The 22,312-nt window shown below is 43.9% G+C and carries 15 protein-coding genes and 1 pseudogene; all 16 read right to left on the reverse strand.

The genetic code is table 11. From position 1 onward, the window contains the following. Window positions 1–93: 93 nt before the first annotated feature. The 16 genes and pseudogenes from CHF41_RS08635 to era all read right to left on the reverse strand — a co-directional run bounded on the left by CHF41_RS08635 (window position 94) and on the right by era (window position 22,304). Window positions 94–5,481: a SpaA isopeptide-forming pilin-related protein gene (locus CHF41_RS08635; protein ID WP_119876889.1), complete on the reverse strand. Its 5,388-nt coding sequence runs from the start codon at window positions 5,479–5,481 to the stop codon at window positions 94–96. A 377-nt stretch (window positions 5,482–5,858) separates the two neighbouring features. Further along, complete coding sequence (locus CHF41_RS08640) at window positions 5,859–9,218, reverse strand: FtsX-like permease family protein (protein ID WP_119876890.1); 3,360 nt, start codon at window positions 9,216–9,218, stop codon at window positions 5,859–5,861. A 170-nt stretch (window positions 9,219–9,388) separates the two neighbouring features. Then, on the reverse strand, window positions 9,389–10,090 hold the full coding sequence (locus tag CHF41_RS08645; protein ID WP_119876891.1) for an ABC transporter ATP-binding protein: 702 nt from the start codon (window positions 10,088–10,090) through the stop codon (window positions 9,389–9,391). A 309-nt stretch (window positions 10,091–10,399) separates the two neighbouring features. Further along, on the reverse strand, window positions 10,400–10,891 hold the full coding sequence (tpx, locus tag CHF41_RS08650; RefSeq protein WP_119876892.1) for a thiol peroxidase: 492 nt from the start codon (window positions 10,889–10,891) through the stop codon (window positions 10,400–10,402). A gap of 119 nt (window positions 10,892–11,010) precedes the next feature. Continuing rightward, on the reverse strand, window positions 11,011–13,467 hold the full coding sequence (locus CHF41_RS08655) for a heavy metal translocating P-type ATPase (protein WP_119876893.1): 2,457 nt from the start codon (window positions 13,465–13,467) through the stop codon (window positions 11,011–11,013). A 127-nt stretch (window positions 13,468–13,594) separates the two neighbouring features. Then, on the reverse strand, window positions 13,595–14,455 hold the full coding sequence (gene tehB, locus CHF41_RS08660; protein ID WP_119876894.1) for an SAM-dependent methyltransferase TehB: 861 nt from the start codon (window positions 14,453–14,455) through the stop codon (window positions 13,595–13,597). 131 nt (window positions 14,456–14,586) lie between these two features. Then, complete coding sequence (gene smpB, locus CHF41_RS08665; RefSeq protein ID WP_119876895.1) at window positions 14,587–15,054, reverse strand: SsrA-binding protein SmpB; 468 nt, start codon at window positions 15,052–15,054, stop codon at window positions 14,587–14,589. A 2-nt stretch (window positions 15,055–15,056) separates the two neighbouring features. Then, entirely contained in the window at window positions 15,057–17,399 is a 2,343-nt protein-coding gene (gene rnr / locus CHF41_RS08670) for a ribonuclease R (RefSeq protein WP_119876896.1), read from the reverse strand. Window positions 17,400–17,593: 194 nt separating this feature from the next. Beyond that, window positions 17,594–17,827 (reverse strand): preprotein translocase subunit SecG, encoded by a 234-nt coding sequence (secG, locus tag CHF41_RS08675; RefSeq protein ID WP_119876897.1) that lies wholly within the window; start codon window positions 17,825–17,827, stop codon window positions 17,594–17,596. A gap of 45 nt (window positions 17,828–17,872) precedes the next feature. Continuing rightward, a complete protein-coding gene (rpmG, locus tag CHF41_RS08680; protein ID WP_119876898.1) occupies window positions 17,873–18,022 on the reverse strand; it encodes a 50S ribosomal protein L33 in 150 nt (49 codons plus the stop codon). Continuing rightward, on the reverse strand, window positions 18,022–19,224 hold the full coding sequence (locus tag CHF41_RS08685; protein WP_276308862.1) for a multidrug efflux MFS transporter: 1,203 nt from the start codon (window positions 19,222–19,224) through the stop codon (window positions 18,022–18,024). The genes rpmG and CHF41_RS08685 overlap by 1 nt, the downstream gene beginning before the upstream one ends. Before the next feature lie 4 nt (window positions 19,225–19,228). Continuing rightward, entirely contained in the window at window positions 19,229–19,825 is a 597-nt protein-coding gene (gene coaE, locus CHF41_RS08690; RefSeq protein WP_119876900.1) for a dephospho-CoA kinase, read from the reverse strand. Further along, entirely contained in the window at window positions 19,822–20,646 is an 825-nt protein-coding gene (gene mutM / locus CHF41_RS08695) for a DNA-formamidopyrimidine glycosylase (RefSeq protein WP_119876901.1), read from the reverse strand. The genes coaE and mutM overlap by 4 nt, the downstream gene beginning before the upstream one ends. Before the next feature lie 10 nt (window positions 20,647–20,656). Further along, window positions 20,657–21,088, reverse strand: coding sequence for a GNAT family N-acetyltransferase (locus CHF41_RS08700; protein WP_119876902.1), 432 nt, complete (start codon window positions 21,086–21,088; stop codon window positions 20,657–20,659). Between the two features lie 29 nt (window positions 21,089–21,117). After that, window positions 21,118–21,351, reverse strand: a pseudogene (locus tag CHF41_RS08705) (NUDIX domain-containing protein); the annotation flags it as partial. Between the two features lie 53 nt (window positions 21,352–21,404). Then, window positions 21,405–22,304, reverse strand: a complete 900-nt coding sequence (gene era, locus CHF41_RS08710) for a GTPase Era (protein WP_240622952.1) — start codon at window positions 22,302–22,304, stop codon at window positions 21,405–21,407. Between the last annotated feature and the right edge of the window lie 8 nt (window positions 22,305–22,312).

Genomic DNA, 22,312 nt, shown 5'->3' on the forward strand with positions numbered 1-22,312 from the left:
TCTCTTTTTCACACAGTGCTTAGCCCGAGTTCAGTTTTCAATCCACTATAAAAAAACTAGTTCTATCAGATAGAACTAGTTTTTAGTCGGTGTTTATTTGCTACGTTTACCTTTACCACGTTTGCCTTTGCCACCTTTATGACGACTGACATAAAGAGCGATGATAATGCCTAATAAGAGGACACCACCAACACTTGTTAGCATCGAAGCACTTTCACCGGTCTTCGGTAAGATACGTTTGATAACTGAGCGAACACCACCCATCTTCGGCTTATCTGTTGAGCTAGATGGAGGAGTAACTGGAAGTCGATGATTTTCTACTTGACCGAGATCAACCGTTGCACCATCTTCTGTCACGTTCACATCAAGTGGTTTATCAAGGAGTACGTAACCATCGAGCGCCTTGGTCTCAACAACTGTGTAGTCACCATAAGCGACATCTTTAAAGATTATCATACCCTTGTCATCTGTCACTTGGGTGTCAATGACCTTGTCTCCTTGACGGAGTTCAAAGCTTACTCCTGCGAGGACTTGCTTAGTTGTCGCGTCAACCTTCTTCAAGACAACAGACGATTTCTTCTTGCGATTGGTCATGGTCTTTTCAATCACTGCCTTGTCTTCCGTAACAGAAACTGAAATTGGTGTAGTATCAAGGACATAGCCAGGGAGCGTTTGGGTTTCTACCAAGGCATACTCACCGTAGGCAACATCTTTAAAGGTCACCACACCCTGGTCATCTGTCTCCCCACTTGCAATAACCTTGTCTCCTTGACGGAGTTCAAAGCTTACTCCTGAGAGGGCTTGTTTTGTTGTCGCATCAACCTTCTTCAAGACAACAGACGATTTCTTCTTGCGGTTGGTCATCATCTTTTCAATCACTGCCTTGTCTTCCGTAACAGAAACTGAAATTGGTGTGGTATCAAGGACATAGCCTGCTAGAGTTTGGGTTTCTACCAAAGTATACTCACCGTAGGCGACATCTTTAAAGATCACCACACCCTTGTCATCTGTCTTCTCACTTGCAATAACCTTGTCTCCCTGACGGAGTTCAAAGGTCACGCCTGCTAGAGCTTCACCTGTATCGGCATCCGTTTTTGTAAGGACAACCGTTGAACGTTTGAAGTCATTTGTGATTTCACCCAAGTCAATGATTGCGCCATCTTCTGTCACGTTCACATCAAGCGGCTTATCAAGGAGTGCGTAACCATCGAGGGTTTTGGTTTCAACAACTGTGTATTCACCATAAGCGACATCTTTAAAGGTTATCATACCCTTATCATCTGTCACTTGGGTGTCGATGACCTTATCTCCTTGACGGAGTTCAAAGCTTACTCCTGAGAGGGCTTGTTTTGTTGTCGCATCAACCTTCTTCAAGACAACAGACGATTTCTTCTTGCGGTTGGTCATGACCTTTTCAATCACTGCCTTGTCATCAGTCACAGAGACAGAAATTGGTGTGGTATCAAGGACATAGCCAGGGAGCGTTTGGGTTTCTACCAAGGTATACTCACCGTAGGCGACATCTTTAAAGGTTACCTTACCCTTATCGTCGGTCTTCTCAGTCGCAACAACTTTGTCTCCTTGACGAAGTTCAAAGGTCACGCCTGCTAGAGCTTCACCTGTATCTACGTCGCTCTTGGTAAGAACGACGGTTGAACGTTTGAAGTTGTTGACGACATCTACGCTGATGGTTGGTTTTTCAAAGCTGATGGTTACTTCTTTTTCCTTCATATCAAGGACATAAGCACTACCAGTCTTATCTTCCGTCAAGGTGTAGGTGCCAAAGTCTAGGCCGTCTGCGCTTGCTTCTCCTTTATCATCTGTTGTTAATGTAGTAGAGAAGTCTCCTTTCTTCAAGGTAAAGACAACATCTTTCAAGGCTTGTTTGTTTTCATCTACTTTGATAAGCTTGATGCTACCTTTTGGTATGATTCCGACGTTACGAGTCGCAAGGAGACTGTTGTTAGTCTCTCTGACAAGTTTTGCAAAGTCTTCCTTGCTGGTATCCTCTGTACGGTTTGGAATGTTCAGCGGATTCAAACTTAGACTGCGCGTCTTACCTAATTTGGTATTAGCTGTATCCTCACTAGCGTCATTTCCGACAAGTTTGTCTTTTTCAAGGCGAGTGCCTGTTGTGTCATGAACTTTGGTAAACTCTTCGTTTTCATGTTTCTTGATAATCTGTACATAGTAATTACCACGTTTGTAGACATTCATATGGTAATAACCATTTTCGTCTGTTGTAGCAGTAATCTTTTGTCCTGCTTGATTGAGGGCTTCTGTACCATCTTCGTTCATCAATTGAACTTGGTAGTCCTTAAGTAAGACTTCATCTTCACTGCGTTCACCATCACGGTTGGCATCATAGAAAATGGTTCCATCTACTTCATACTTGATGATTGGCGAGCTGACTTGGTTTCCTTCAATGTAGTCTATCTTGTTTAAGCTGACTGCTTCAGAGTTGTTAGCCGCTGAGAAGTTATCAAGAGCTTCATCATATGGCAATTTGCCATGGAGAATAAATTCAGCTTCTTCTTTCACTGCAAGGACTTGCCCTGGTTTCAAGGCGATTTTGACAAGTTTGACTTGCGTGAAATCAGCAATGTTAGCTACTGGGACAAAGTTAGCGTCGCGGGCACTTGCAAGTGATGGTCCTTGTGCATCGGTTGAATAAAGGACATCAAATTTTTGTAGCATAGCTGCATTTTCTGGGACAGCTTCAAGACTTTCTACCAATTGGACTGGAAAGACAGACTCACGTGGAAGGTAGTCGCCTGTATCGTTTGGTACTATCTTGTGATCCCCCACATATGGAAGGGCATCAAGGACGGATACATCATCTAAATCAATCAAGGAATTGTTCAAGACGCTAATCTTGTAGTATACGTCTTGATCTAGGTCTGCATATGGAGAGGTCAAAAGCCAGCTTGCTTTATCAAGTGATACAAACTTCTTGACGAGGACTTCGCGCGGTGGAATAAAGTTGATGTTATTGGTACCACGGAGGAAACCTTCTTCAGTATTTCCGTCGCCATCCAAGTCGAGTTCATCTTTATACTCTTCTTTTCCATACCTTCTCTTGTACTCATCATTGTTATCCCAAGTGACAAAATGTTCAATTTCGTTTGTCCCTGTCTTGGCATAAAGAGTGGTATTGACGCTAAAATCAACTCTTACTTCATGGTTACGCACAACATCTCCAAAGTCATAGATAACCGCTGTCTTACCGGTATTTTTATAGTTTGGAATAACGAGTGCTTTATTTTTAAATTCAGCTTGTCTCTCACTACCTGGTACAAACTCAATACCTGGTGGGAGCAGGGTGATATGCTTGACATTTTTCAAGACATAGTTGGTCTCTGGATTTTGTTCGGTAACAGGAGCTAAGTTGCCATCAACCTTTATAGAACCATAAAGAGTTCGTACGTTATTATCAGAATAAGGAACCGTGTGATTATTTCCATTATAACTCGTAATTCCTAAGGGCTCGTCACGGAAGAAGTTAGATCCCTCTGCAGTCTGTGAGCGAATTGTTCCATCTGTGCTAGAAGAGGCACGAACTTCCAGAGAGTTATAGAGCCTGCGTGCTTGATCTCGACCATAAGGTACATCATCACGTCCGACACCTGTCTTCTGCCACTCTTTCCAAACATCTTCTTTGACTGTTGTACCAACATAGAAGTAGAAATAGTGACCACTTTTGGAGAGTGGAAGGGCCTCGTTAAAGACAATCACAATCTTTTCATACTGATCGGCTACATCATTGATTTCCTGTTTGGCAGATATATCTCCATTAAAAAGGAAGACTCTCGTGCCATCTGCCTTTTCCCCGTAGACCTTGTAGCCTATTTTCTCGATGAGGGCCTTTACCTCAGAATTACCATAATTCCAATTGAGATAATTGTAGTAGAGACGATTGTCTAGTCCATAATCAATCACCTCTTTGACGTAAGTGGTATACTGTTGACCATTCTCACCTTCTACCCCATTTGTATTGTGATAGGAATACAAAGTATATCGAACATCTACATCGGTATTCTTGTTTTTTTTATTGAAGGCTATACCCTCCGAAGGGGAATAATTATAGCCCCATTTGCCAATATTCAGGCTTCCACCTGGAGTTTGCACTTTGACATTGAACTTGACTTTTTCCTTGACAGAAGGAAGAGTCACTTCATTATCTGTTCCTGGCTCAGCAACAATGGTTGCCTCATTGAGATGGGTGGTATCATAGGATTGTTCTGGGAAGGCTAATTTAATTGGAACTGCTTGATAGATATTGCCATACGCTGAATACTCACTCAGGCTTCCTTGATAGGCCGCTGTATGGGTCGCCTTGTCATAGCTCCACTTACGACCACTATAATTGTAGAGTCCATCCGCATCAGGCTCACCAAACATCACAGCACCTGCTGGAAGTTTCTCTGTGATTTTGACCTTATTTGGACGATACTTTCCGTAGCTCCCGCTTCCGTTCTCAATACCAACTAGGTATTCCACCCAAGGAGCCTTGTCCCCAGTCGCTGTTTTCTGGGTTGCATCTTGAGTAGCTACTACAATATCAGACATAATGACGGTTTCACCATTCACATCAACCCGCACCTTATTGGTACCACTCATATTCGAATATTGACCCGAATAACCACGAGAATAGTTAACCTCTTTAACGGGTTTTGCACCATTGGTCTTACCGATATAGGTATTTGACGCTACCTTTAGGAGCTTGCCTTCCCCATCAAAGAGTTCGTACTTGATTGGCACCTTAAAGCCATCTGGTGTAGTCGGCTGGCGCATCCGAAATGGCATAGGAACTGCAACAATTTGCCCTCCTGTAAGGTTGTCAAAGTTATAGTCAACGTACCAATTATCATCATCTTCTGTTATCTTCCAACTAGAAGCTGACGCTGCCTTCACAAATTGAGGTCTTCCATCAATATTCTTTTTCGGGAAGGTGATTCGCGTTCTAGCATTTTTGATATTGACACCAGTACCAGAAATACGAAATTCTGCATAAGGATTAAGCCCTTCACCAGTCAGATATTCCAGCTTTTCAGTACCGTCTGGATTCTTGTCTTCTGTGAAGACCCGTACTTCTGCAGCAAATGTAGCATCTACAGTTGATGATGGTCCTGTGCTATCTGATGCTGCTCGAAAACCTGCACCAGGCGTGATTGTCTTTGGTTCTACTGAAGAACTACTTGATATCGTAGTGCTTGTAGCTGCTGAAGAGCTATCTTCTGCAGTAGAAGAACTGCTGTTTGTAGATGACGGCTCGTCTGCTACGCTAGGCGAGATTGATGGGCTACTCGCTGTTGCACCTGTATCACTACTTGGCGCTACAGTCGGATTTTCCGACGATACTGCTGTGACTATATTATTTGTACTATCTTGTGCAAGTACAGTTACAGCTGGAAGCACATTTCCTGTAATCAACAGCACATACATGAAAGCATGAAATACCCTTAGGAATTTCTTTTTCATTATCGTTTCTCCTTTCAAAATTGCATATCCACTTTTGAAAACAATAGCGTATACACGTATATTTTATTATACCCCGCCCCTTATACGTCTGTCAACTCTTTTGTACAGGAAACACCCCGACTTATAATCAGGGTGTTTTCCTTGTATATAGTTGCTTTTTCTGTAACACACGACCGTATTATTCGCCTTGCATCAAACGTTTATCCTGTTTATACAATTACAAACTAATCCTCACTCTCTTGTTTTCAGGCTCGGGCTAAAATAATCCACTGGATTATCCTCGCTCTTTTGTTTCTAGGCTCGGGCTAAAATAATCCACTGGATTAACCTCGCTCTTTTATTTCTAGGCTCGGGCTAAAATAATCCATTGGATTATTTTAGTCACCCGATTTAAGTGCTTCTAGCATGTCGAGTTTACTCAAGTGATAATGGACATGGACTCCCAGAATGGTCAAGATACCCAGCACTGCGCCAATCGGTACTAGGTAGACGCCGATAGACACGCTTGGGGCAAAGAGAATGGCTGGAGAGGCAATCACGACTAGAAGCAGTCTATGGAGGAAGAAGCCTGCAAGTAAGCCTAGACCAATCCCAATTACTGACAAGATCATGGTCTCCCGATAGATATAAAAGGTCACTTCTCGGTTATAAAATCCTAGCACTTTAATAGTAGACAATTCTCGAATCCGCTCTGCCATATTGATATTGGTCAGATTGTAGAGTATCACGATTCCAAGGAGAATCGATAAGACAATCAAGATAATCATGACTGACTGAAGCGACTGAACAATGGTTTCAAGGAGGGTAATAAGAGACGTATTTTGCACGACCGCTACTACCCCTTTCAGAGCAAGAAGGTCTGTCGCGACCTGCTCCACCGTCTTCTTATCTCGGTTTTTTAAAACTAAGAGGGCTGCATTAGATTGATAGGACTGGCTTGTAGCCTCTTGATAAGCTGTATCTGATAGGTAGATAAAGTGCCCTGCATACATTTCTGAAATGCCTGCTACCTTTAGCGTCACTGGCTCTTGATTGAGGTGAATCTGTATGTCATCACCTACTTCAACTTGATACAGCTGAGCTAGTTTTTGGGAAATAAGGGCACCCTTTTCCGGCAAGGTCAGAGCTTCTCCAGTTACTGGATTGCGCAAGCTAACAAAGGAAGACAGATTCTTTTCCTGGCTGATAAAGAGGCTGATAGCAAGTGCTTCTTCCTGCCCTTTGACGTTCTCGGTCAAGCCATAGTAGGCAATCGGCAAGGTCTTTTGAATCACATTAGAGTCCAACGCTTTCTTGACTTCAGTCTTTTCTTCTTGACCAGCTCTTGTCTGCTCAACCACGACCATCTGATAATGGAGGAGCTGACCAAACTGCTGGTCAATCACCTGAGAAATAGAGGAGCGAATACCCAGTCCTGCAAAAAGAAGGGCAACAGATCCTGCTACTCCAATAATGGTCATGAACATACGCTTCTTATAGCGGAAAATATTTCTTGCTGTGACCTTTTGAGTAAAGCTCATGCGGCGCCAGATACAGGATACATGTTCCAAGAAAATCTTAGCTCCTGAAACAGGCGGCTTGGCCTGCAATAACTGGGCGGGCTTTTCTCTTAGTTCCTTTTGTGCCACCAAATAAGCTGGTAAAACAGAGGAAAGAAGAGAAAAGATAAGTGCAAGAAGAATCCATCTAGGATAGAGATGTAGCTGGCTCTCTCCGATAACTGTCGTATCTGTAATAATCCGACTAATCATGGGAGCAAGAAGAAAGTTCCCCAAGAGGAGACCAGCGATAGTCCCTAATAAGCCAGAGGCCAAGCCATAGATAATAAATTTGGTCAACACCTGCCCATTCGTGTAGCCCAACGCCTTTAAAATCCCCACATTGGCGCGTTCTTCATCAACAAAGCGGGTCATAGTCATAAAGGTTACAAGAGCTGCAACCACATAGAGAACAGCAGGAAAGATATTGCCCACTGCTGAAATACTCTTGGTACTGCTACCATAATTGGCATAACCATTGCCACCAGGGAAACTATCTCTAGTATAAGTTTTGTATTCCGGTGTGTTAAGCCGAGCCAAATCAGCTTGGGCCACTTGTAGATCTTTGCGAGCTGTCTTGATGTCTTGCTCGGCTTTTACGCGCTTATTTGCAAAGTCGTCCTTAGCTGCTTGAAGTTCAGCTTTCCCTTGCTCTAGCTCTGCCTTTTTATCTGCTAAGCTAGTACGAGCAGTCGCCACTTGTTCTTGTCCATTTTCATAGGCCAAACGACCCGCTTCGTACTCAGAAAGACCCTCCTCATAAGCTACAAGTCCATCTTGATAGCTCTTTAGAGCCTGCTGATACTGAGCTTCACCGTATTCATACTGCCCCTTTGCACTTTTATAAATTGTTTCTTGCTGCTGGTATTGAGCTTGCCCTGTTTCATATGCAACTAGACCCGTTTGATAAGCCTGCTGCATGGTGGCAAGCTCTGTGTCTATTTGCTGTAAACGGTGTTGGAGTTCAACCAACTCTGGAATTTCACCTTCTTGGCCTGTAGCTGCTGCAAAGGCAATTTGATCCTGAATAGCCTGAATCGTTGCTGCGTAATCGCTTTTTGCTTGATCGATTCTGGCAACTAATTGTGCTAATTTCTCTTCTTGGGCTTTTAAAGTAGACTGAGCTGAGAGAAGCTGCACCTCTACCTGCTCCAATTCCCGCTTGCTCTGGTCTAACTTGGCACGATGGGCAGCCAGTTCCTTTTTGGCGGCCTGCAATTGGCTATGGTTTGTCTCCAATTGTTTTTTGGCAATCATTAAGTCTGCAGCAGTTGCCTTTAATCTCTCGGCATTCTGTTCTACCTCTACCTGACCTTGCTCCAATTGTTCTTCAGCTTCTGCCAAACTCGCTTCATTGCTCACAAGCTGATTCTCTGCTTCAGCCAATTGATTTTGGGCGTCTGTCATTTTTCGCTCGGCATCCTGAATCTTTGTGTTGCCTTCCTTTTTGATACTCGCTAAGCGCTCCCTGCCATTATCTGCCAGAAGCTGATTGAGCTCGTCTTGGTGGGCAATCATTTTTTGCTTATATGCCGCTTGGTAGTAGGAAAGTTCTCCCACATCATCATAGCAGATACGGGCGATCATGTAGACTTCAGAATCAAAGGCCTCTTCCGGCACAAAAGCGTAGGCTGCTAGCTGTCCAGTTCCTGCACTAGCTGGGCCGAGATTGATTTTCCCCCAAATTTCAGACGAATCTGCAAAACCCGTTACGATAAATTCTGTCTCTTTTAAAACTGAAGCCTGCTTATTGCCCTCTTTGACAGCGATTCTGTCACCAATCCGATACCGACCTTCAAGATTGCTTGATAGTAGAATTTCCCCTGTCGATGAGGGGGCCTTGCCCGCTTTTAGCTGATAACGCGAGATGATCTTTGGAATCGAGAACAAACGAATCGCTTCGCCTCCTGTCCCAAGGGTCACATCCTTGAAATAGGCATATTCAATCTTAGTACCTGCAATGCTATCCAATTCTACCTTATCTGCCTGACTGATTCCCAAATCAGACATGACGGCTAAATCCATCATTTGCCCTTTATCAATATAGGCTTGTGCTGTTTTTTCCATATTAGGAGCTGCCACTTTTAAACCCACAAAAGCCATTGAACCAATCAGCATCAGATTAAAAATGGAGAAAAAACGGCCCTTTGATGATAGCAAGGACTGCCAAATTGTTTTCCAATACATCTTTTTTTTCATCTTCTTTTCCTAAGGACCTGTATTTATAAGCGAAGTCATTCTAATCGGGAGCTTATTTTACGATAATCAAGGCGCTTTTTTGAAGGAATACTGACTGTATTTTGAAAAAAGCAACGATAAGTAACGAAAAATAAGTCCTGAATAGAGCTGCTGAACTGTAAATACAGGTTCTAATATTCTAAAGTTATAATGTCTTGCGGATTGGGATTGACCTGAATCGAATGCACGCTGGCATCCCGCATCTGAATCACCTTGTCTGCAATCGGTGCAAGGGCTGCATTATGAGTCACAATAACCACCGTAGCCCCTTCCTTTTTTGACATATCCTGTAAGATTTGTAAGACCTGCTTGCCTGTCTGATAATCAAGAGCCCCCGTCGGCTCATCACACAAGAGCATCTTGGGGCGCTTGGCAACAGCCCGTGCAATCGCTACCCGCTGCTGCTCACCCCCTGATAGCTGAGCAGGAAAATTATCCAAGCGGTGTCCCAATCCGACCTTCTCCAATACTTCAATCGGGTTCATAGCATCACGTACAATTTCTGAAGCCAACTCAACATTTTCTTTGGCAGTCAGGTTGGCTACCAAGTTATAAAATTGAAAGACAAAGCCGACATCCTCACGGCGGTACTTGGTCAACTGCTTATTTGTGAACTGAGCGATATTCATGCCGTCAATCTTGACTGTACCTTCGTCATTAGTATCCATACCACCCAAGATATTGAGCAAGGTTGACTTTCCAGCGCCAGAAGAACCTAGAATAATGACCAGTTCTCCTTTTTCAATCTCAAAGGAAATATCCTTGTTTGCTACAATGCGATTGCTGCCCATAACATAGGATTTCGAACTATTTCTAACTTCAATATAAGCCATATCCTACCTCTTTCTTCCTTTTTTATACTTTCACGAACATAGTCACTCTTTACCCTTATTATACCATGTTTTCGCTTTCAATGGAAAAATGAGGACTTCTATTGCCCTGTTCTTAGTAACTGTTCTGCGCATAAAAAACGAGGCTGGGCAACAGTACCCTACCTCGTTACATGTTATAGTTCTAACAGTTTGACGCATATCAATAGTCAGGGAAGTGACTATTCATACTTGAGCCTAAAAATTGGAAAGCGAAGACGACAAAATCGATTTCTGCGAAATAACGATTTTTGCCTCACTCCCTCTTCATTTTTAAAGATTCTTTGCAACTTCAAGAGCTGCATCGTAGTCTGGGTGAGCATTGACATTGTCCAAATACTCAACGTAGATAATTTCATTGTGTTCATTGAGGACAAATACTGCCCGTGCCAGTAAATTCCACTCCCGCATCAAGAGGCCGTAAGATTTTCCAAAGGCATGGTCATAATAGTCCGATAGGGTCACCGCATCTTCAAGACCTGCCGCACCGCACCAACGAGCTTGCGCAAACGGTAAATCTACTGAAACAGTAATGACAACCATATTGTCTATATCTGCCAACTCTTGATTGAAACGACGGGTCTGCGTGTCACAAATACCTGTATCAATGGACGGAATGACACTGATTACCTTGCGTTTTTTACCAAAATCATTGAGACTTTTAAGAGTCAAATCATTGGCCATCAACACAAAATCAGGGGCTTGATCTCCTACGCGTAATTGAGGTCCAACAAGCGTAACTGGTTTTCCAATAAATGTTGTCATAGTAGGCTCCTTTTTTCTAATACCTCTATTGTAAGCGTTTTTCCTCAAAAATGCTACTGTTTTGATTGAGATTTTTGATTATTTTTTATCAAACTGGACTGAACAACCCTCTTTACAGCTTATTTCCACATCCGCATCTTTTTTAACCGAAGCGCATTGGCTAGGACAGAGACTGAGCTGAGAGACATGGCTGCTCCTGCTAACATAGGATTAAGTAAGGGACCGCCAAATAGGTGTAAAACGCCCATTGCAACTGGAATCCCAATGACATTATAGGCAAAGGCCCAAAAGAGATTTTGTTTAATGACCCGCATGGTGGCCTGACTGAGCTGAATAGTTCGTGCCACATCTACCACGTCACTCCGAACCAGAACAACATCCGCCGATTCAATAGCGACATCCGTACCTGATCCAATGGCAATGCCGACATCTGCCTGTGCCAGAGCTGGTGCGTCATTGATCCCATCTCCGACCATGGCAACCACCCTACCTTTTTCCTGAAATTCCTTGACAACAGCTGCCTTGTCTTCAGGCAAGACCTGACTGATGACCATGTGAATACCGGCTTGAGCAGCAATGGCCTTAGCTGTCGCCTTAGTATCACCTGTCAGCATCACGACTTCTAAGTCCATTTTCTGTAATTGTCTCACGGCCTCAGGACTGGTTTCTTTTAATTTATCCGCAATACCAAGGAGACCAATCACCTGCTTGTCCAACGCAAGAAAGACAGGCGTTTTCCCTTGTTCTGAAAGCGCATGAGCAGCAGCTTCTGACTGCCCAAAATCTACCTGATGAGCCGCCATTAAGGAACTATTTCCAAGAAGAATCTCTACTTTATTGATATTTCCCATGAGGCCTTTTCCAGAAAGAGCTTGAAAATCCTTGACCCTTTGCAAGGAAAGACCTTTCTCTTTGGCTTTGATCAGAACAGCCTCACCCAGTGGATGCTCTGAATCATACTCCATGCTGGCTGCCAATTGCAAAATCGTATCTTCAGACATGTCTTGATAGCTGATTATATCTGTCACATGAGGTTTCCCTTCTGTCAATGTTCCCGTCTTGTCTACAATAACCGTGTCCAGTTTCTCAGCTCTCTCAAGCACCTCACCTGACTTAATCAACATGCCGTTCTCTGCACCTTTTCCTGTTCCTACCATAATAGCTGTTGGCGTTGCAAGCCCCAAGGCACAAGGACATGCAATGATGAGAACCGCAATCATCATTGAGAGTGAAAAAGCCCACGATTCGCCCGCAAGGATCCAGAAAATTCCTGCTCCTAGCGCTAAGGCCATAACCACTGGTACAAAGATTGCAGCCACCTGATCTGCCAACTTGGCAATCGGAGCTTTCGAGCCTTGCGCTTCTTCCACTAAGCGAATAATCTGCGCTAGAGCTGTATCCTTGCCAACCTTGGTAGCGGTCATGCGAAAGGCTCCATTTTTATTGATAGAGCCACCAAAAACCACATCACCAACCGTTTTTGCAACTGGTAGACTTTCTCCTGTCAACATCGTTTCATCGACCGTTGATTGGCCTTCTATCAACTCTCCATCAACAGGGATTTTTTCACCCGGACGCACTCGAATCTGGTCACCAACCATGACTGCTTCAAGCGCTATTTCAACTTCTTGACGATTTCGGAGGACACGGGCAATTGGGGGTGTGAGAGCCATGAGGTGCTGAATAGCTGCAGAAGTTCGACTTTTTGATACCGTTTCTAAATATTTCCCAAGTGTAATCAAGGTTAGGATAACAGCAACTGACTCCAAATACAATTCCGCATGGTCACCATGCGCCACCTCTACTTTCCCTAAGCTCAAGAGACCTGTCATGGCAATCCCTTGAAGCAAGGCCGCACCCGTCCCAATCGCAATCAAGGAGTCCATATTGGGATGTCCCTTCACCAAGGTTTTCAGCCCCTTTTGATAAAAGGCACGTCCCAGATAGACAATCGGTAGCACTAAGACCAGCTGAACAAGAGCTGAAATCTGTTCCTTGCGAAGAATAGCTGGAAGCAGGACGTCCCCCCAGGCAAGCATCGGAGCCATAGCGAGATAGACAATAGGAAGAGCAAATAGCGCCGACCAGATAAAACGTTGCCATAATATGCTAGCCTGTTCTTGTTGTTCAATACTCTTATCAAGAGGCTGACCTGCCTCCTCCAAAAAGGCTTCGTAGCCTGCCTCTTTTACTGCCTGCTGAATATTAGCTACAGACTGCACGCTCGCATCATAGCGAACATAAAGGCTTTCGGTTGCTAAATTGACTGTAGCTTCTTCTACTCCGTCAAGCTGGGCAACACTTCGTTCAACAGCCATAGCGCAAGAGGCACAGCTCATGCCCTTGACTTGATAGGTCTCCTCGATTGCGTTTGAACTTAACTGATATCCAGCCTTTGTCACGGAAGCTAAAATGTTTTCCTCTTCAATGCTGTGTGCGTCGTAGATAACCGTTGCCTGCTCAGTTGCCAAGTTCACACTGGCTTTCGTCACCCCTGCTAGAGACTGGAGCGTTTTTTCAACTGTCATGGCACAAGAGGCGCAACTCATACCCTTGACCTGATAGGTTTTCTTCATTTTCATCTCTCCTTTCGTCTACACTTGTAATCTCTATTATTCAGTATACCATTCGTTGACTACATTTGTAAACAAAATAATTAAAAAACTAGGAAATAATCCTATTCCCTAATTTATATATACTTATTTACGGCTTACGAGCCAACATGGTCGCAAAACGGAAACGCAAGAAATTCCCCTTTTCATCCTTGCGGTGCAGCTGACCAAAATCCTCGTTGTACTTGACCAATTCCCAGTCCTTATAATAATACCGTAACTCATCTTTGCCAAACGTAAAGGAAAAATTCATCGGACACGGTGCATCGTCTGTACTCATGGCAGCAACAATCAAATTGTAACCACCGCTCCTAGTCTGCTCCTGCATATTTGTAATAATGGCAGGAATCCGCTCACGTTCTAAAAACATCAACACAACTGTTGAAATAATCCAGTCGTATGTCTGCGTGAGACTAGCCTGATTGATGTCGTACTGCCCGACCTGCAACTCCAAATCCTCAGCTTCCATGACGGTTAACAGGGTCTCAAGACTAGGCAGATGATAATCTACAGCCGTCACCTCAAATCCTTTTTGAGCCAAATAAAGGGCATTTCTGCCTTGACCACAGCCTAAATCTAGGACCTTGCATGGCTCAGTAATGGTTTCTAAGGCTTCAATGACTTCCGAATGCGTACGAGTAAAGCCGTATTTTTTAGCAAAATAATCCTCTGGTTGACAGAAAAACTCGACAAAAAAGCTAGTATCATCTGTCAACAACGTCACACGGTGCCAAGCCTGCGGTTCTACCATGGGAATGTCATCAGTAGCTCGGTAATGGTGGATAGCAGTAATCTCATTTTTGTCTGAAATGGCTTCATACTTGATTTCACCTGTCAACACCTTGATTTTTCCCCAAGTACCAACCTTGGTATTGTGCTTATGGGTAATTTCTGTAGGCACCGTCTCCTTGGTCCATATAGGCATGCGTTTGTAGGCTACTAAATCTGACATCACTGTTCTCCTTTTCCACTCTCCACCACCAGTACCGTCTCTTTGATTTGATTTCAGACGAGACAAGACGTCTTAATCCTGCATAATAAAAACGAAAAGACGGTACGACCAACTAGCACTTCTCTAACTTTCTACCTCGCATTGATGGCCTTCATTGTGCGGGCAATGTCACGGTTTTGTTCACGGCGTTTGATGGACTCTCGTTTGTCGTAGTCGTGTTTTCCCTTAGCAAGACCAATCAAGACCTTGGCAAAACCGTCTTTAAGGTAGACCTTGAGAGGAACGAGGGTCATCCCTGTTCCTTTGACTTGATTTTCAAGGCTTGTAATCTGCTTTTTGCGCAGGAGCAATTTGCGGGTTCTAGTCGGATCTTGATTCCAGATATTGCCCTCATCATAAGGTGCAATATGAACATTATTAAGCCAGGCTTCCCCTTTTCGAATCTGGGCAAAGCCATCCTTTAGGTTGATACGTCCTGCGCGGATAGACTTGATTTCTGTCCCTGTCAAAACCAGCCCTGCTTCGATGGTATCGATAATACTATAGTCATGACGGGCTTTCTTATTTTGTGCGAGGACTTTTCCTTCACCCTTGGCCATTTCTATCTCCTTTTTTTGCGTTTTCCTTTGGCCATTTCCTTATAAAATGGCTTCTTTTTCTTGTCTTTTGACTTGACTTTTTTACTAGAACGATGAAGTGTCTCTTCTTGCTTATGTCCCTTGCCCTTGCCTCGTCCTGTGCGGTCTGAACGGTCACGATTGGCATGGCTCTTGGTCTTTCGGGTCGCCTTGAGCGGTGACTCAAGGACATCAAAATCAGACGGTACATGGGAAAAATCAATCTCTCCAGTCAGCTTGTCAGCCCTCATCAACTTGATACGAATGCTTTGTCCGACTCGAAAAACACGTCCTGATTTTTCCCCTTTAAGGGTCAAGCTCCGTTCATTGTAATGGTAAAATTCAGGCAGATTTTGGATATGAATCAAGCCCTCAACGGTATTTGGTAACTCGACAAAAAGACCAAACTTGACAATGCTCGATACCACACCGTCAAATTCCTGCCCAACAAATTCCTGCATGTATTCCGCCTTTTTCATGGCTTCCACTTCACGCTCCGCATCAATCGCACGACGTTCTAAACTAGATGTCTGCTTGGCAATGGCAGGAATGACCGTTTCAAAATGCGCTTGCTTTTCTGGCGTGACAGTGCTGTATTCCCGCACCATACGATGCACCAAAAGGTCCGGATAGCGCCGAATCGGGCTAGTAAAATGCGTATAGTAATCCGCACCTAGACCATAGTGACCATGATTATGCTCTGAATAGCGGGCCTGCTGCATGGAGCGCAGAAGCATCATATTCAAAACATCCGCATACGGTTCATGTGCCACACGGGCCATTAAATCCTGCAAAACTTCTGAGCTAATCGTGCTTGCCGTTCCTGTAATTCCAAGACCAAAACTGCTAGCATAGTCAATAAATTTCTGCAATTTATCCGCCTTTGGCTCTTCGTGAATCCGATAGATAAACGGCAACTCTAACTTGCTAAAATGTTCTGCGACCGTTTCATTTGCGACCAACATAAATGACTCAATCATCCGCTCTGCAATGCCACGTTGTCGCAATTGGATATCAACTGGCAGCCCGTCCTTATTGACAATAATCTTGGCTTCATGGGTATCAAAATTAAGCGCTCCGCGCTTGAACCGCATGGTTTCTAACGTTTCGTGGAGTAGGACCATCTTCTCTACACTTGGCACAATTTTGGAAAAGGCTTCCAACTTGGCCTTGTCCCCCGCAATCATCCGATTGACATCAGCATAAGTCATGCGGTAGGTGGTCTTAATCACGGTCTGACCAATCCAGTGTTTGACCACGCGCCCCTTGCGGTCAATCTCCATGATTGCCGACTGGGTCAAGCGATCCACATTGGGATTCAAGGAACAAATACCATTTGACAAGCGCTCAGGTAGCATCGGAACTACACGATCTGTCACATAGACGGATGTTCCTCGACTCAGTGCTTCTCGGTCAAGCGCAGAGCCTTCTGTCACATAATGGGAGACATCTGCGATATGGACTCCCAACTCCAGATTGCCGTTTTTGAGTTGCTTGATATGCACCGCATCGTCCAAATCCTTGGCATCTGCTCCGTCAATCGTAAAAATAATCTCCTTACGCAAATCCAAGCGACCTTCATAGTCTTTTTCGGTAGGCTGGTCTGGAATTTGATTGGCTTCTGCCAATACCTCATCGGGAAATTCGGATATGATGTCCATGGACTCTAGTACCTCTAAGACATCAATACCAACATCGTCCTTGTGTCCGATGACATCCCGAATGGTCGCTACGAAATAATCCCGTTTTTTATTCGGGTATTGCTCGACATCAACCTTGACAATTTCTGTTCCGTCTAATACCAAGGCTGATTTTTTCAGATAAATTGGCTGGCTAATCTTTTGATTTTTCGACTTGATGTAGCCTGCGTATTCCTTTTTATCCTCATCAAAAATGACCTGACCGACCGCGGTCTTTAAACTGTGTTCTAGAATATCGATCACTTCCGCTTCTGCCATGGTGCCTTTGAGGCGGTCTGCAACCTTTTTAATCGCAATTTCCACCCTATCACCCTCAATGGCATAGTTGACGTCATTACGACTCACAAAAAGATCATCTTCAACCTCATCAACCGTGACAAAGCCAAAACCATTTTTATTGGCACGAAAGATACCTGTCAAAGTCACGCGATTCGTCTTCTTCTTTTTAGCTGATACGGCAATTCTCCCCTCATCATCAAACCGCACTTCTCTGCGCCCCTCCATCTTGGAGACCTGCTTGACCAAATTCGTAAAGTCTTTAGCAGATACCGCTTGAAAATGGTCTGCCAACTGGTCCATGGTCACCGGACCAACTGTCTCGATATACTCAATAATTTCTTTTTTCATTTCTCTCTTTTCGTTGTTTTATATGTACACCTAGTGACAAATAGTAATTCTTCTTTCTGATGGTTTCTCTCTGCTGTACTATGTCGTTTCATTTTGATTTAGCACTAGGCAGGACGAGTTAACGACCTAATAAATGAAAACGAAACAACTATAGCATACGATAAAAAAGAGACCAAGAACGAGTCCCAGTCTTTTTATTTACTTGAAATAACTACTAAGGCCAGCGCAATCAACATCCAACAAAAGACGAGAATAGCTGTCAAGCGCTGCATCACAGCTTCAAAGCCACGTGCCTTTGTCCGTTCAAAAAGGGCTCCTGAACTTGCGTCAAATACGTTGCTTGATTGATTTTTGGCTGGTTGCATAAAGATTGCAATCACGATAATAGCAGATAAAATTAAAAGAATGGTTAATAAAGCGTTATACATATTTTTTCTCTTTCTTTAAGAACTCCCCACAGTATACCACAAAATCTATTTTGTTTCAAGATGCAGCGTCACTTTTCTCTCTTTGGGGCAATATTTTAAGACTTCAATCTTCTGCGGATGTGTTTTACTATTCTTACTAGTTAGATAATTTTTACTGCCACATTCAGAACATTGTAAATTGATTTTAATTCTCACTAAATTTCCCTTACTTTCAAGTACTTTCTAAAACTAAAGAGCGACCAGATGAGATTGACCATCACAAGGCTACACGTCACATAAAAGACCCAACGATATCCAAGATAGGTCGCCACTCCTGACCCCAACATAGGTCCCAAGACAGAACCTATATACATAAAGGTTTGGTTAAATGAAAAAATCCGTGAAATTCCCTCTTTAGGTGTTAATTTTGCAAGTAGTGAATTGACAGACGGCAAGAGCGCCCCTGTCCCAAAGCCATATAAAAAGCGGAAGATGCCTAACTGTAAGGGCGTTATCGCATGGGCATTGAGCCAGTTCATCACAAAACTGTAAAAAAGTGCCACAAGCAAGAGCCGATGATTGCCAATCTTATCTCCTAGTTTCCCAAGCTGGGGCGAGCTCACCATAGAGGAGATTCCCAAAGCAGAGATAATCATCCCTGAAACAAATAAGAGATTTTCAGTCTGCCCCAAATAGCGAATATAAAGGGTCAAGATAGGCACTACAGACTGGGCCGCCATTTGAATAATCATACTGGTCACAAATAAGCTCAGTACAATTTGCTTGTCTTTGATCTGATGAAACACTTCCTGCAAGCTCATCTCCTGACCTGCCTTGATTGGTGTAAACTCTTCCTTGATGTAGAAGTAGGTCACAATGGTCACCAATAAGAGCAAAATCCCTACAATCAAAAAGACCAAGCGCATGCCAACCACTTCTGCTAAAAAGCCACCCAGCATAGGCCCAATCAAGGTTCCTGCAACCAAGCCTGTTGACAAGGTCCCAAGAGCATAGCCCGTCTTTTCTTTAGGCACCTGACTGGCAATCAAGGCGGTGGAATTTGGCACATATCCTGCAAAGACACCTGTCATAATTCGCAAGAGAATGAGCCAAAATACATTTGGTACAAAGGCTAGACCTCCCATACTGAGAAACATGACCGAGCTAGCACGAACCATCATCGGCTTTCGTCCGTAGCGGTCCGCAAGACTTCCCCAAATCGGCGACATAATGGCTGAGGCAAGAGCCGTGGTCGATACAGCCAAGCCTGCATAAAATTCTACCTGATTTTTCGGTGCGCCTAATTCCTCGACAAAGACCGAGATAAAAGGCATGACCATTGAAAAACTAGCTCCCGTCAAAAAATTTCCTACCCAAGCAATTTTTAAATTTTGCTTCCAAACATCCTGACTTAAAATACAATCATCTTCTTTCTATCTGCGCTAAAAGCTGGTCAACCTGTGCATAGGTTGCTTGCTTTTCTCCATCATTATCAATCTGATACGGAGTGCGCTTTTTCTTTTCTTCAAGAGGCATTTGGGCGGCGATTCGCTGCTTGGCGGCCTCCTGATCCAACTGATTTCGCTCCATTAACCGCTCCACTTGTAACTCAGGTGCAAGCACGATGAGCCAGACTTCAGACACGACCCCCTCATAGCCCAATTCAAAGAGCAAGGGAATGTCCATGAAGAAGACCTCCTCACACTCAGCCAACCTGTCACGTTCTGCAATCAAGGCTTCCCGAATGATACTATCTTGCAAGTACGAAAGACGTTTGCGAACCTCATCTTCCTCAAAAACCAAGCGCCCGAGTTGCGCGCGGTTCAACTCTTCGTCTTTCGTTAAAATACTCGTGCCAAATTCTTCGACCAAGACCTGATAGAGCCTGCCCCCCTTTTGTTGTAGCTGGTGAACAACGTCATCCGCATCAATGACCTCATAGCCACGTTTTCGCAAATAAGCTGTCACTGTGGATTTTCCCGAAGCAATACCACCTGTTATCCCGATTACCCTTGTCATGATATCACCTGACACTGGGGACAGATATGGGTCCCACGACCAGACAATTGAAACTTGACAATCTCTGTCTGGCAACGGGAACAAGCCTGCCCTTGCTTTCCATAAACTTGTAGATAATCCTGCATGGTCCCATCCATGCCAAGCGCATTTTTATAGGTTCGAATGGTCGAGCCGCCTTTTTCAACACCTAATTGCAAGACAGCAATAATGGCTTGGTGCAAGGCCTTGCTTTCTTTGGTTGAGAGACTTTTGCTAAACCTTGCAGGATGAATGCCAGCCTGAAACAAGGCCTCATCCACGTAGATATTGCCCAACCCTACCACTAAGGTCTGATCCAGCAAGTGGGCTTTAATGGGCTTTTTCGATTTAGCGAGCTGAACAGCAAAACGCTCATAGTCAAAATCTTTTGTGGTCGGCTCTGGCCCTAACTTTTTCGAGAGAAAATAATCCTCAACTTGTTCTTTTGTTAGCAACTCAAGAGTCCCAAACTTCCGCACATCTTGATAGACTAAATGACTGCCATCTGTAAAGGTGAAAAAGGCATGAAAATGCTTATTTTCTGGCACTTGATTAGGAAAGTAATTGTACTTACCTTCCATTCGCAGGTGGGAAATCAAGACAAAGTCAGTCAAGTAAAGCAGAAGATACTTCCCGCGGCGCTTGACCTCGCAAATCTCTTGTCCAACCAAGGATTCATGCAAACTATCTGCCCCAGTTAACACCATGCGTGGATAGGTGATCTCTACTTTCTGAATTCTTTTTCCAACGACCAGTTTTTCAAGTCCCTTGCGGACTGTTTCAACCTCTGGTAATTCTGGCATAGGGTTCCTTTCATATTTCTACTATGTAATGGACACTTCGACCTACTTCACAAAAGCCGAGTTTATGATGAAATTCCTGACTAATCGTATTCTCTAAAGAACAATCTGAAGCTAGTTGAGAACATCCCTGTGCTTTAGCCCATTGTTTAGCAAAGGCAAGCAATTCTCGTGCGATGCCTTTCTGTCTAGCTTCTCGTGCAACTGCAATACCTTCTAAATAAGCAATCGGTAGACTAGAGCAGCCCTCAACATATTCTGTTCGGATAGACAAACTAAGCCAAGCAAGTGCCTTTCCTCCACGCCAATACAGAAATTCATAGGGAAATTGTTGCCCTAGAAAACCCTCACGTAAGCGAGCTGGATTGCTGGTCCAGACCTGTTTTACAAAACCTAGCCAGATTTCGACTTCATCTGGTTGAACCAACCGAATCTTTCCACACATTCCTAGTACTTCACTCCTTACAATCAGCACAAAAAGTCAACGGGCTCTACCTCGATGCCCGTTTCTTCTAAAAATTCACGCTTGAGGGTATCAACAGAGGACTCCCCTAACTCCATAGCACCACCAGGAATAGCCCATGTTTTCTTATCTCCACGCAACTGTAGGAGAATCGCTCCCTCTGTATTGACCAAAATACCACCTGCAAAAGTCAAGATAACCTTGTCATGCCCGACTTTTGAACGGATATAGGAAATATAGTCCATAAATAAGGCTCCCACAATCTTTTTTCATCATTACTAGCTCAATGAACACCCCATCAATATTCCTTCTGATTATAGCCAAAGTCTGCTAGGTCTAGCTTTTTATCCCGCCAATTTTTCTTGACCTTGACCCAGGTTTCTAAGAAGACCTTGTCTCCTAGCATGAGCTCGATGTCACGGCGGGCCATGGATCCAATCTTCTTGAGCATAGCGCCACCTTTTCCGATGACGATGCCTTTTTGGCTATCACGCTCGACCATAATCGTTGCTCGAATATGAATCTTATCCGTCTCCTCATCTCGCTTCATACTATCAATGACAACAGCTACTGAATGCGGAATTTCCTCGCGTGTCAAGTGAAGGACTTTCTCCCGAATCATTTCAGACACCAAAAAGCGCTCTGGATGATCCGTAATCTGATCAGCAGGGAAATACTGGAAGCCTTCATCTAAGTTGTCTTTCAAGATTTCCATGAGACGGTTGACGTTATTTCCTTGGGTCGCAGAAATTGGAACAATTTCCTTAAAGTCCATTTGCGTGCGGAAATCATCAATCTGCTCTAGAAGCTGATCTGGATGTACCTTGTCAATCTTGTTGACCACTAAAATAACAGGTACTTTAGCAGATTTGAGGCGCTCCATAATCATATCATCGCCCTTACCACGTGGCTCATCGGCTGGTACCATAAAAAGCACTGTATCCACTTCACGCAAGGTGCTATAAGCGGAATCCACCATGAAATCTCCTAAAGCTGTCTTGGGCTTATGGATACCGGGTGTATCAATAAAGACAATTTGCTCGGTCTCTGTCGTGTAAATGCCCATGATTTTATTGCGCGTTGTCTGCGCCTTGTCACTCATAATGGCAATTTTTTGTCCCATTACATAGTTGAGAAAGGTTGATTTCCCAACATTTGGCCGTCCTAAAATAGCTACAAAGCCTGATTTAAATGTCATACATACCT

Origin of the sequence: Streptococcus respiraculi, assembly GCF_003595525.1 — a bacterium.
Lineage (GTDB): Bacteria > Bacillota > Bacilli > Lactobacillales > Streptococcaceae > Streptococcus > Streptococcus respiraculi.